The 12,687-nt window shown below is 43.6% G+C and carries 9 protein-coding genes; 2 read left to right on the forward strand and 7 right to left on the reverse strand.

Going from position 1 to position 12,687, the window contains the following annotated elements:
- Positions 1 to 74: 74 nt before the first annotated feature.
- From nhaB to B9N78_RS10985, 3 genes are all read right to left on the reverse strand, one after another.
- Positions 75 to 1,697: a sodium/proton antiporter NhaB gene (gene nhaB / locus B9N78_RS10975; protein ID WP_137982523.1), complete on the reverse strand. Its 1,623-nt coding sequence runs from the start codon at positions 1,695 to 1,697 to the stop codon at positions 75 to 77.
- Between the two features lie 159 nt (positions 1,698 to 1,856).
- On the reverse strand, positions 1,857 to 3,656 hold the full coding sequence (locus B9N78_RS10980) for an SLC13 family permease (protein WP_085102157.1): 1,800 nt from the start codon (positions 3,654 to 3,656) through the stop codon (positions 1,857 to 1,859).
- 48 nt (positions 3,657 to 3,704) lie between these two features.
- Complete coding sequence (locus tag B9N78_RS10985; protein ID WP_085102159.1) at positions 3,705 to 4,316, reverse strand: hypothetical protein; 612 nt, start codon at positions 4,314 to 4,316, stop codon at positions 3,705 to 3,707.
- A gap of 547 nt (positions 4,317 to 4,863) precedes the next feature.
- Between B9N78_RS10985 and B9N78_RS10990 the strand changes: the two genes are divergently transcribed.
- Positions 4,864 to 6,912, forward strand: coding sequence for a S16 family serine protease (locus B9N78_RS10990; protein WP_085102161.1), 2,049 nt, complete (start codon positions 4,864 to 4,866; stop codon positions 6,910 to 6,912).
- Here B9N78_RS10990 and B9N78_RS10995 read toward each other — a convergent pair.
- The 4 genes from B9N78_RS10995 to B9N78_RS11010 all read right to left on the reverse strand — a co-directional run bounded on the left by B9N78_RS10995 (position 6,909) and on the right by B9N78_RS11010 (position 10,796).
- Entirely contained in the window at positions 6,909 to 8,255 is a 1,347-nt protein-coding gene (locus B9N78_RS10995; RefSeq protein WP_085102163.1) for a sigma-54-dependent transcriptional regulator, read from the reverse strand. The two genes, B9N78_RS10990 and B9N78_RS10995, sit on opposite strands and share 4 nt — an antisense overlap.
- A complete protein-coding gene (locus B9N78_RS11000) occupies positions 8,252 to 9,670 on the reverse strand; it encodes a sensor histidine kinase (protein WP_085102165.1) in 1,419 nt (472 codons plus the stop codon). Before B9N78_RS11000 ends, B9N78_RS10995 begins: the two co-directional genes overlap by 4 nt.
- Before the next feature lie 125 nt (positions 9,671 to 9,795).
- Positions 9,796 to 10,125, reverse strand: coding sequence for a hypothetical protein (locus B9N78_RS11005; protein ID WP_085102167.1), 330 nt, complete (start codon positions 10,123 to 10,125; stop codon positions 9,796 to 9,798).
- 173 nt (positions 10,126 to 10,298) lie between these two features.
- Positions 10,299 to 10,796, reverse strand: a complete 498-nt coding sequence (locus tag B9N78_RS11010) for a rubrerythrin family protein (protein WP_085102169.1) — start codon at positions 10,794 to 10,796, stop codon at positions 10,299 to 10,301.
- A gap of 425 nt (positions 10,797 to 11,221) precedes the next feature.
- Here B9N78_RS11010 and B9N78_RS11015 point away from each other — a divergent pair, with 425 nt between their 5' ends.
- Entirely contained in the window at positions 11,222 to 12,673 is a 1,452-nt protein-coding gene (locus B9N78_RS11015) for an amino acid permease (protein WP_085102171.1), read from the forward strand.
- Positions 12,674 to 12,687 lie beyond the last annotated feature (14 nt).

Genomic DNA, 12,687 nt, shown 5'->3' on the forward strand with positions numbered 1-12,687 from the left:
TCCGGCCCCGTAGAAGTTGGAAGTCAACTACGGGGCCGGTGATGCTGCCAGATTCAATAGCAGCATACTGTTAACTACAAAAAGTAGTTAACAGCCACGAGGCCCATGATTGACATGGTGATGGTGTACGGTAAGGCCAAAAGCACCATCCGTCCGTATGAAAGGCGGATAACCGGTGCAAGGGCTGAGGTCAGCAGGAATAAGAATGCTGCCTGACCGTTAGGAGTAGCCACACTTGGAATGTTTGTTCCGGTGTTTATAGCTACTGCAAGTTTGTCTAAGTTTCTCATTATATCAAGAGCCTGAGTTGCTGCTGCCTGAGGAAGACCTGCAACAGCATCGACTCTTGCAATATGAGGATCGGTAAGTTTGTCCATCAAAGCTTGTCCGGTCATACCAATGTCAGGAATGGCTCCGAGTAATTTGACAAAATGAATTTTTGTTTCTGAAATGTATACAGTAGCAACAAATACGTTGTCAGAAATTGCTGAAAGCAAACCGTTGGCAATGTAATATGCTGCAAGCTGAGTTTGTCCGTGCAGGCTGAGTACGAAACTAATGATAGGGTGGAAAAGACCCTGGTCATGAATTACGGCGACAACTGAGAAGAACACAACGAGAAGGGCAGTAAACGGTAGTGCTTCTTCAAAAGCTTTACCCAGATGATGTTCTTCAATTACGCCGTTCATAGCTGTTAGCAGAATAATTACCGACAGACCGACGATACCGACAGCGGCAAGGTGGAAGGCCAATGCAACGACAAGCCAGATACCTGTCATCGCTTGAATGATTAATTTTACTTTGCCTTTGTTGCCCTGTTTTTCTTCCATCTGAATTGCTGTTTCAAGCAAATGTGAGCGGATATTGCCCGGTAATTTTGCGCCGTAGGTAAACAGGTGGAAGTATTCAACCGTAACACAGGTGATAAGTCCGGTAGCTAAAACCGGTAATGAGACAGGCATAACTTCTAGGAAAAATTCTATGAAGTGCCAGCCCATTTCTCCGCCGATAAGCAGGTTCTGCGGCTCACCGACAAGTGTGCAAACTCCGCCGAGAGCTGTACCGACTGCGCCGTGCATCATAAGGTTTCTCAGGAATGCACGAAATTCTTTTAAGTCCTCGCGGTTCTTTTCTACAACAGCCTGATCGTTGCAGAGGTCGTGATCACTTTGAAGTGATTTACCAGACGCAAAGCGGTGGTAGATGTTATAGAAACCGTAGGCCACAGCGATAATAACAGCTGTTACGGTAAGAGCGTCAAGGAATGCTGATAATACCGCTCCAGCAAGGCAGAAGAGAACGGAGATAGTAATTTTAGACTGAACCCTTACCAGAATACGAGTGAAGGTAAACTGAAGGAAGTCTTTCATGAAGTAGATACCTGCAACCATGAAAATCAGCAGCAGTATAACTTCGAAATTTTTAATAGCTTCGTGATAGATCGTTTCTGTTGAAGTCATTTTCAAAAAAACGGCTTCAAAGGCTAGCAAGCCGCCAGCTGGCAGAGGGTAGCATTTCAGTGCCATCGCTAATGTGAAAATAAACTCAGCGATAAGTGCCCAGCCTGCGATAAACGGTCCTGCTGTAAACATCAGGCATGGGTTTAAAACCAGAAAAAATAAGATAAGTAATTTGTACCATTTGGGGGCGGCTCCAAGGAAGTTGCTCCCAAATGATTGTAGCATTGACGGTTGCATTAAGTTCTCCTCTTTTAGTCTACTATTTGTCCTATTTATGGACAAATAAGTTAATATGGGGGGGACAATGTATAGTTTTTCTGGATATAAACCAGTTCCCGAAATAGAGCACGTAAAAATGCCAAGGAAATTTTTTTCCTTGGCATTTTGCTGTGTTGATTAATAGAGGAACATTAATGCTGAGATCATTACAACCATATAAATAATGGTCATTCCCGCTCCCGCTCGTACGTAGTCGATAGTTTTGTAACCACCGGGACGCATAATAAGAGCGTTAACCTGATGAGTAGGCAGGACAAATGTGTTTGATGCGGCAACTGCAACAGTCAAAGCTGCAATACGCGGATCAACACCTGCACTGAGTGCCATATTCATCGATAGTGGAACCAGTAAAACCGTTGCTCCGACATTGGATGCAACCAAAGTGAAAAAGGAAGTTAAGATTCCGATCGAGGTCAGTAAAACCAGAGGAGTCGGATGTCCGAGTGCAGCCATGAGCGTGTCTGCAATGAATTTAGCCGCGCCTGTGTTTTCAAATGCCATTCCGAGGGGAATAAGACCGCCCAGCAGGAAGACAGTCATCCAGTCGACAGACTGATATGCTTCGTCAATACTGAGTACCTTTGTAAGAATCATGCCGAGTGCTCCGGCAAGCAGTGCAATGGAAAGCTGAACATGAAATCCTAAGATCATCACAAGTGAAACAGCCAGCCACATTAATGCCACTTTAGCTTTTTCTGTGCGAAGAACTTCACCTTTCACTTCTTCAGTGAAGACAAAGTCAGGACGATCTTTCAGCAGATGGAACATTTCCCAGCGACCGTGCAACAGCAGAGCATCACCGGACTCCAGTTTTATGCCTGTAAGGCCGCTCACAAAAAGTTTTTCTCCGCGGAAAATAGCCAAGGGAGAAACTTTAAAGCGGTCACGGATGCGAAGTTCAGTCAAAGTCTTCCCGACAAGTTCAGAACGCGGCGTGATAAGCCCTTCCATTATTCCTGCATTGTTAGGGGAGAGTTCTTCTGCAAAAGTTTTCAATTCAGCCTGCATTTCCCATCCAAGGTCTTCAGCCATGCTCAGAGCAAATTCCTTAGGCCCGACAACAGCTAAATGATCACCTGGCAGGATATCTTCCATTGCGTCAGGAGCAAATAGATGTGTTTTACCGTGGTCTCTGGCAATAGCAACAACTGTTGAAAAATAAATGGGGCGTAATTCAAGAGCATGCAAGTTGTTTTCATTCTTCCATGTTTTAGGAACATGTAATTCAAATAACGAACCTACACCGCCGTAAGTATTGCTGAGAAGATTGGACATAGGCCCGGAATTTTCATCAACATTTTTATTGGGGAGTATGAAACGTCCGAAAAGAATGAAATAAATGAGAGCTGATGCAACAAGAAGAAGACCTATCGGAGTGACTCCGAATAAACCGAAAGGTTCATAGTGCTTGCCTCCTACGATCATAAGGTCGTTCAGCAGGATCAGAGGGCTGGAGCCGACAAGAGTCAAACATCCTCCGATAATTGCACAGAAACCCATCGGCATAAGCAAGCGTCCGATTGGAACACCTGTCTGATTACCGATACGTTTAGCCGCAGGCATAAATAAAGCTGCGGCCCCGATATTCTGCATGAATCCTGAAATGACGGCAACAGTTCCTGCTATCATTGTCATAATCCGTGTTTCGCTTTTTCCGGCAAAACGCAGGATTATTCTCGCCATAGTATTCATGACGCCGGTCTTATCCAGGCCGGCGCCAATAATGATTACAGCAATAATGGAAACAACGGCGTTACTGCTTAATCCGCTTATAGCCTGCTTTGGTGTCACAAGGCCAAGCAGCGGAAGTAGCACCATCATTATGATACCGACAACATCAACACGAACCCATTCGAATATGAACAATAAGACTGCGAATGCGAGAACAGCCATAACTAAAATAATCTCAGGAGTCATAATATACCTTATAGTGTATAAGAGAGCAAATCAGAGGTGGTTTTCCCTCTATTTCACCCGTAGCATTGCATGTGTATATACAGGGATTGCCTGCCGTTTTGCTTGATTTGTGGCGACATCTTCCATTACGTATCTGAACTCTTTGTCGTTGCTGTGAAGTTCTGCAACGACAGAATCTTCTGCTCCGGTTTTAATCAGATGTGCAAAGAGTAATCCTGCTTCTGAGGCTTTAGCGGAGAAGCTGGCGATGTTGTCTTCACATTCATTGCGGAAATTATTGAAGTTTGTTCCTTTTTCATCAAGGTTCAAGGCGACCAGACTGCTTCTGGTTTTAGCGGCCATTTCAACTGCGTAGCTTACTACATTTCCGGAGAAAGCAGATCCTTTACTGACAACAAGAATTTTGCAGCCAGGGCGGGTTGATTCGGAAATAGCACTGACGATCTTGTCGTTTTCAACTTGTGCTGTTGCAGAATTCTGGTCTTTGGTCCGAAAACGGTTTAGAAATGTTTTCAAGAAAAACCCCCTTTCTTTATTATCACATGATGACTGGTTACGATTGATGGCCCATGTTCCTACACTACAGGTGTTGCATTGATTTTCGACCATTGCTTTGTAGTGCCTGTCCAAAAAACTTTTTACATTCTGTACTGTAGCCATGTTCCCTCCTCATTTTAAGATCATTGACGTCGTTATCGTATAACTATCAAAACTCATGCCAAGTATTCTTTTGATCGTAATTACTTAAAATTGTTAGTTTTATATAAAAACAGCATTGATCACTCACACACATGTGTTGCAAATAGAAACGAACTTTTAAGTTAAAACTTCAAAATAACCATATATACTGCATTAACACTTGTTTATGATGTGTTGCTTTTTGCAATACTAGTTCATTTATTCACAATGTAATTTGGGATGAAATGCATATTTAGGCATTATTAATAGCTTGTTAAAATATAAATATAGATGCTAAATAGTGATATTTAATTAATTAAGATTATTAAACTAGTTAGTTAACTGTAATTTGAATTTAAGATGTTTTTAAAGAATAGCGATTCATCTGACTTTGTTTCATAATGCAACATTAACACGTCAGCGGATTAATGGTATTCAAAAAAAAGATATTAAAAGGTTTTTTAAAGATATAATCATATGCAAATGGCACCGTTTATCAGCTTGTTTTTAAGGCAGGAGAAATAGAAAAATGAAGTGGTTTCGTAAAAAAAATGCTGAAGAATCGCCGTCTGAGCCTAAATCTCCTTCTGAAAAGAAAGAGCAAGTTGAACTTAAAGACCCAGTTATAGAAAATTTGCACAAGCGCATTGAAGAAGCATATCTTCCTGACCAAATTCTTCCTGTGGCGCGGGATGAATATGAAAGGCTGCTCAAGACTGAGAAGTCTTCCCCGGAATTTGCTATCGGGCAGAATTATCTTGAATTTATTCTTTCTCTGCCTTGGAATTCTACAACTAAAGATGATCTTGATCTGACACGGGCAAAAGAAGTTTTGGATGCGCGTCACTATGGTTTAAGCCCGGTTAAAGAGCGCATTTTAGAATTTTTAGCAGTTAAAAGTCTGCATAGTCGCCAGCAGGCGAAGATTCTGCTTGCCGATGATGAAGTTATAGCGCGCGAAAATCTTTCGATAATTTTTGAGCAGGACGGCTTCGCAGTTCGGGCTGTTGCAAACGGGATTGAAGCTGTCGCCGCTATGGAAAATGATCCTGCTGATATTTTAGTTACCGACTTGAAAATGGACGGAATGGACGGGCTTCAGCTTTTGCAGGAAGTCCGCCGTCGCTGGCCGGACACCGGCGTAATTATGCTTACCGGATACGCGACTGTGAAGTCCGCTGTTACTGCAATGATGAAAGGGGCGGATCAATATCTAGGGAAGCCCGTTAACCTGACGAAGCTTCGTGATTACGTCATGGAACTGCTTACTAAAAATCAGCGCATTCAGCATTTGCGCGGCCCGGTTCTCTGTTTCTCCGGCCCTCCAGGTACAGGTAAAACTTCAATCGGTAAGGCGATAGCAGAGGCTATGGGGCGTAAATTCTTCCGCTTGTCACTTGCAGGGCTTCGGGACGAAGCAGAACTGCGTGGACACCGCCGTACATATGTCGGCGCAATGGCCGGAAGGATTTTGCAGGGAATCGAGAAAGCCGGAGTTCGCAATCCTGTTATAATGCTGGATGAAATGGATAAGGTTATTCAGGATTTTAAAGGAGATGCAACCTCCGTGCTGCTTGAAATTCTCGATCCTGAACAGAACAGTTCTTTTGTGGATAATTATCTAGGGCTTCCGTTCGATCTTTCTGGTGTTCTTTTTATTGCCACTGCAAATATGGTTGAACGTCTGCCAGCTCCACTGCGTGACAGGATGGAGGAAATTGAATTCTCCAGTTATACGCTGAGTGAAAAGCAGCAAATCGCCACACGTTTTTTGATTCCTGAACAGCTCAGGCAGCATGGGCTGAGCCCGAAGGATTTTGATCTGCTTCCGGAAGCTGTACGAAGTCTGATTGTTGATTACACGCGCGAAGCAGGACTTCGCGGCTTAGAAAAGCAGGTTGCTTCTCTTTGCCGTAAATTAGCAAGGAAGACCCTCGCAGACGGTGAAGGGGCTGGTGTTCTGACGGTTGAAGCTGCTGACATTAAAGAGATCATGGGAACGACTCCTCATTTTAATACTGCGGCTAAAACTGAACCGAAAGTTGGACTTGCTACAGGGCTGGTCTGGACAGAGAACGGCGGAGAAATCTTATTTGTAGAAGCTGTGAAGATGAATGGTAACAAGCAGCTGATTCTTACCGGATCTCTCGGCGAAGTATTGCGGGAGTCAGCACAGACTTCTTTGAGTTTTCTGCGCAGTAATGCTGAAAGGTTTAACCTTGCGCCTGATTTTTTTGAGGCTTCGGATATACATGTCCATTTACCTGCCGGAGCGGTGACTAAAGAAGGGCCGTCAGCGGGGATTACTATAGCGATTGCCATTCTTTCAATGCTTACAGACCGCCCCGTCAGGCCTGATGTGGCTTTCAGCGGAGAAATCTCGCTGCTTGGTGAAGTTTTGCCTGTCGCAGGGGTGCGGGAAAAGGTTATGGCTGCGGCTCGTGCAGGCATTAAAACGGTTATTCTGCCGAAACAATGCGATTACGCTGTGCGCAGTATTGAACCGGAAGTGCTCGAAAATATCGAAATCAGGCTTGTCGAAAGGCTGGACGAAGTTGTGGAACTGGCACTTATTTAGCTGTCTTCATTAATCATATTATGGCGTTTCATTTTTCGCCAGAGTGAAACTCTGTCAATGCCCAGAATTTTAGCGGCTTGGGTTTTGTTGCCACCGGTTGCGAGCATGACTTTTTCAATGTGCCTATGTTCCATTTCTTCGAGAGTCTGTAGCGGATTTTCAACAGGAATATTACGTACATCATAGGGAAGCAGGTCTGGAGTGAAAACAGTTCCTTTGGCAAGGGCCAGTGCCCGCTGCGCAATGTTTTCAAGTTCGCGTACATTTCCGGGAAAGTCATGGTTCATCAGGATGTCCAGAGTTTCCTGAGATATGGTTGTAATTGTCTGCTCAGGTGTTCGATGCTGTTCCAAAAAATGGCCCACAAGTACGGGAATATCTTCCCTATGTTTTCTAAGCGGCGGAGCTGACAGAGTCACAACATTTAAGCGGTAAAATAAGTCCTGACGGAAGGTTCCTTTTTCAACATTTTCTTTTAGATCGCAGTTTGTTGCTGAAATAATGCGGATGTTAACCGGTATTTCCTGCGTTCCGCCTACTCGCAAAAAGGTTCGCTCCTGTAGAACGCGCAGCAGTTTAACCTGCATGTTAAGCGGCAATTCACTCATTTCGTCAAAGAAGACCGTTCCGCCGTCTGCAACTTCAAGAATCCCTTTTTGTCCGCGTTGCGCTCCGGTGAAAGCTTCTCTCTCATGGCCGAACAATTCTTTATCCATCAGTTCCGCGGTGAATGTGCCGCAGTTGATGGCCATAAACCTTTCGTGCGACCTGTCACTTAGCATGTGAATACCGCGCGCAATCAGCTCTTTACCGGTTCCTGTTTCACCTTGAATAAGAACATTGCAGTTCATGGTGGCAAGCTGTTGGACAGTTTTTTTCAGTCGCAGTATGGATTCACTCTGCCCGACTAACGGAAAATCCTGTTTACCCTGAGCTATAACCTGTCTGAGGCGTAGAACTTCAACGGATAAAGCCCGTTGTTCCAGAGCCTTGCGCACCTGCATGCGGAGTTCGTCAAGGTTGAACGGCTTGGCAATGTAGGAATGAGCTCCTTTTTGCATGGCAGTAACAGCCGTTGATACAGTGGCATGTCCCGTAATCACAATTACTTCAGTTGTCGGCTGCATCTCCTTGATGTGTTCAAGAATTTGGATACCGTTCATTCGCGGCATCATCAAATCAGTCAGGACCAGTTCGTATTCGTCTTTTTCCATTTGTTGCAGAGCTGCCATACCGGATTCAACCGCAACGGCGTGATACCCCTCCGCTGTCAGAACGTGCACAAGATTTTCGCGGGCAATGCGTTCATCATCAACTATAAGAATATTGGCATGACTGATCATACGATGGAGTCCTTTGCCAATGGCAGGTGGATAAAAAAGGTTGTGCCGTTACCGGGAGTACTTTCTGTACGGATGCGTCCCTTATGTTTTTCAATAATGCCGTATACTATGTATAGTCCGAGGCCCGTGCCTTGTCCTACTTCCTTGGTTGAGAAAAACGGGTCGAAAATACGCTCTAAGGTTTCAGTATCCATGCCTATTCCGGTGTCCTGCACAGTTATCAGAGCTTCCTCATTTTGAACTGTTCCACTGATAAAGATAGATCCGGCATTGTTGTCGATGGCCTGAACTGCATTGATGATAAGATTGATAAATGCTTCCTGCAATCGTTGCCGATCGGCTTGTATTAAAATTTTATCCGCGATGTCGGTTCTTATTGAAATATCTGACGGAACCTGACTTGATACAAGGCGCACGGCTGAATTGACTACAGCTTCAAGATGAGTCGGAGCCGGCGAATATTCGCGCTCGCGGGAAAATTCAAGTAATCCTTTGACTATATCGCGTGATCTTAATGTTTCCTGTTCAATATTGTGCATCATTTTATCTGCAAGTGCATCTCTGCTTTGCGTGCTTTCCATTAAAATCTGGCAGGAAGTGGAAATGTTGTTCAGCGGATTGTTTAGCTGGTGAGCTATGCCTGAAGCCAGCGTTCCTATAGAAGAAAGTTTTTGAGCTTGGACCAGCTGTCTGCGCCGTTTTGTTAATTGCTCAACCATAGAATTAAGCGCGACAAAGACCTGCTGAACTTCATCGTGTGCGTTTTTGATGGGAAGAGCTTCAAAAGTACCAAGGGAAATACGTTTTGTCGCTTCCTGCACCAGACGTAGCGGAAGAAGAATATTTGAGCTGACAAACATAACCAAAATTAAAACAACAATGGCCAATGCCACTATGGAAATTGCCAGATTGGTACGCAAGTCATTATTAATATTTAAAATGTTTTCACGCTCAAAACGGGCAATGGCCCTCGAATGTTCGACTATTGCCTGACCGTATTCACGAAGAAGAGTCGGTTCTTCGCTGAGTTTGTAGGTATTACTTGTTTTAATTTCAGAAGAAATTTTACCAATTAATTCACGGTAATTGATTAAATTCTTACTAAGTGAAGCCCCATGCTGTTTTACCTCCGGCTGAGTAAAGTCCGCCATAAGCGATTGCAGTAGCGTTTCAGCCCGCTCAAGATACTCGATTCCCTGTGAGAATACGGTTGAGTCGTGATACAGAAACAGGTTTTTTTCTGCCCTGCGGACTTCAAGGATCAAATTGCTGAGGTCGTCAACACGTTCAATCAGCAGGACTTCCCGTTCCAGATGAATAGTATTTGTGTATGAAAGTATGCCGATACATCCAAAACAGATGGAAAATATGGCGATACCGATCACAATTTTTTGCCGAATATTTAATTTGAACATGAGATCTGCTTTTTAGAGGTAGTATAAAAAAATTATTTACTCTGATGCGTTATCTAAACTTATCTCGCTAATGTAAGGTTTGTTTTGTAAAAAGGCAATTGGGCCAGGTATAAAGTGATGGGTAATCAGCAGAGTGGATGAATATTTTTCAGCAAATCATGCACGCAGTTGATTCGTGCCTGTTCATCATCAATCAGTAAGATATAAGTGCAGTTCCAGCATTCGTCAGTAATGCATTTCAGCTTAGGTGGAGCCGGAAGAGTCGTTTCTAGGTTATCAGTCTGGCCGATGTATAACGGGTGCACTTCAAATCCGGCAAGATGCCCGCGTGGGTGGGTATAAGAGAAGATGTAAACACCGCCGGATGGTGGAAGGGTTGAACTTTTCTTTTTAATTTCAAAAAAATATTCAGTCCCTAAGCCGCCTGTAAATGACCATTTATCTTGCCTGAACATGCTGCCCCTTTTTTATTTAGTCAAAAGTTTGTGTGATTTTAAAGGGGTAAAATTACATTCTATCTAGGTAATGTCTAGGGTCGTTGAATATTATTGCATTAAAAAAGCCCTCAGCTTTACAGCTGAGGGCTTTTTATTCCCGAATAGATGAACGCTCGTATTCAGTAAAATTATTAGTCTACTTTTTTATATGCTTTAGGTGCGGCGCCGCAGATAGGACATTTTTCAGTGGCTGGACCGTCCTGAGTGTGACCGCATACTGAACAGATGTAGAATTCTGCATCAGAGAATTTGTCGCCGTCAGCTTCAAGTGCTTCGGTGTAAAGTTCAGCGTGAATTTTTTCTGCTTCGTTAGCAAAACCGAAGTAGCGGAGAACTGCATTTTCGCCTTCTGCTTTAGCGTCTTCCATCATTTCAGGATACATGGATTTGAATTCAAATGTTTCGCCTTCGATAGCTGCTTTGAGATTTTCTTCAGTTGAACCGATTCCTTTCAGAAGGCGAAGGTGTGCATGTGCGTGAATGGTTTCTGCTGCTGCAGCTGCGCGGAAAAGTTTAGCTACGCCTGGTTTGCCTTCGGACTCAGCTTTTTCTGCAAAAGCAAGATATTTACGGTTAGCCTGAGATTCTCCAGCAAAAGCGTCCTGCAAATTTTTAGTAGTCTTAGTCATTTAAATTCTCCTTAAAGTTTAGGTTATATTGAGTAGTGGTATAGTGAATTCGGGTGAACTTGTTTCGTTGAAGTTAGTAGTAACTATTATCGTTAAATGTAGCAAGCAAAATTTTAAATAATTTTGTATTTTTTTTGCGCACCACTTTTAGCGCGTTAACTCTACCTGCTCCCTTCATATTAAATAACTGATTAACATTTTTTACAGAAATTGCCTAACTTTTCATAATAAAGAGTAACTGGAAGAATAAGTACCATAAAATTGGATTAATATATTGTATTTAAACTTTTTGATTACTTGCTCATATTAATGTTATACGTATAACTGATTTTGAATAGGTACCTAATTTCTATTATGATTTAGTGCTATAAGTGATATTTAAAATCCGGTAAAAGGCTAAACCTTTAAATCAGGAGCTGCTGTTCATGGCAAAATCTAAAAAAATGTCAGTTTTCACATTAAGTATGATGACTGTAGCGGCAGTTGTCAGTCTGCGAGGACTTCCCATGATGGCTAAGGAAGGGCTCTCAATGATATTTTATATCCTTTTTGCCACAGTTATGTTCCTGATACCCGCTTCGCTTGTTGCCGCGGAACTCGGCGGCGCATTCAGCGTTAAAGGCGGCGGCGTTTATACTTGGATAAAAGAAGCATTCGGTTCCAGATGGGGGTTCACTGCTATCTGGTTGCAATGGATTCAAAATGTTGTCTGGTATCCTACGGTGCTTGCTTTTGCCGCAAGTGCGCTTGCATATCTGTTTATGGACCCGTCTTTGGCTGATAACGGGGTGTACACCGGAATAGTTATTCTTGTTTGTTACTGGGCGGCAACATTTGTGACCATGGCCGGAGCAGATGTTGCAAGTTCTGTAACTAAGTATGGAGTTCTACTTGGAACTTTGCTTCCGGGAATATTTATTATAATTTTAGGTGCTGTCTGGATCGTGCAGGGTAATCCCATTCAATTTCTTGAGCCTAGCACCGCCGTTGTTGCTGCCGAAAAGCTTGCATATCAGGCTCCGCATGTGCGCTTTTTTCCATACATTACAGGGTTAGGCAGTGTGGCCTTTTTAGCGGGAATTGTACTGCTTTTTGCTGGGGTGGAAGTTCAGGCTGTTCACGCTACCGATCTTGAAGACCCTGCCAAACAGTTTCCTGAAAGTATGTTTCTTGCCGCGGCTATTATTTTCGGATTGTTTATTTTAGGGTCGCTGGCTGTCGCAACTGTAATTCCGGTCTCTGAAATCAGTCTTACCGCCGGTTTGATGCAGGCGTTTAAGCAGCTTCTTGATGCATTTCATCTCGGGTTCATTACTCCGGTAATAGGACTGCTTGCAGCATTCGGAGCCATAGGCGGAGTTATGTCATGGGTCGGCGGACCCAGCCGCGGACTTTTGCATACAGCCCGCCAAGGCGAAATTCCGCCATTTATGGCCAAAGTTAATAAAAATGGAATTCAGGTTAATATTCTGCTGATTCAAGCGGTGATTGTCAGCATATTGGCTTCGCTTTACTTTATTATGGATAATGTAAGCGTGGCTTTTTTCGTGCTTTCGGCAATCACTGTGACCCTTTATCTAGTCATGTACATTCTTATGTATGCGGCAGCTATTAAACTGCGCATTACCCGTCCTGATCTGCCACGTTCATATAAAGTTCCCGGCGGAACTCTTGGAATGTGTCTGGTTGCCGGAATTGGTTTGATCGGTGTAGGGTTTGCGTTGCTTGTAGGTTTTTTCCCTCCGTCCAACCTGCCTGTTGGTAACCCTACGTTTTATGTCTGTCTGGTCGCGGCCGGTATGATTGTTTTTACCGGATTGCCTATGCTGATTCATGCAATGAAAAAACCTGAGTGGAAGCAGACTTCTGATGATTAGAAATTTAAAAAAAG

The sequence above is a fragment of the Desulfovibrio gilichinskyi genome, from assembly GCF_900177375.1.
In the GTDB taxonomy this organism is placed as follows: Bacteria; Desulfobacterota; Desulfovibrionia; order Desulfovibrionales; family Desulfovibrionaceae; genus Maridesulfovibrio; species Maridesulfovibrio gilichinskyi.

Coding starts and splice junctions, on each gene's coding strand:
- nhaB (WP_137982523.1), bottom strand. CDS start 1,697: ATGCAACCGTCAATGCTACAATCATTTGGGAGCAACTTCCTTGGAGCC.
- B9N78_RS10980 (WP_085102157.1), bottom strand. CDS start 3,656: ATGACTCCTGAGATTATTTTAGTTATGGCTGTTCTCGCATTCGCAGTC.
- B9N78_RS10985 (WP_085102159.1), bottom strand. CDS start 4,316: ATGGCTACAGTACAGAATGTAAAAAGTTTTTTGGACAGGCACTACAAA.
- B9N78_RS10990 (WP_085102161.1), top strand. CDS start 4,864: ATGAAGTGGTTTCGTAAAAAAAATGCTGAAGAATCGCCGTCTGAGCCT.
- B9N78_RS10995 (WP_085102163.1), bottom strand. CDS start 8,255: ATGATCAGTCATGCCAATATTCTTATAGTTGATGATGAACGCATTGCC.
- B9N78_RS11000 (WP_085102165.1), bottom strand. CDS start 9,670: ATGTTCAAATTAAATATTCGGCAAAAAATTGTGATCGGTATCGCCATA.
- B9N78_RS11005 (WP_085102167.1), bottom strand. CDS start 10,125: ATGTTCAGGCAAGATAAATGGTCATTTACAGGCGGCTTAGGGACTGAA.
- B9N78_RS11010 (WP_085102169.1), bottom strand. CDS start 10,796: ATGACTAAGACTACTAAAAATTTGCAGGACGCTTTTGCTGGAGAATCT.
- B9N78_RS11015 (WP_085102171.1), top strand. CDS start 11,222: ATGGCAAAATCTAAAAAAATGTCAGTTTTCACATTAAGTATGATGACT.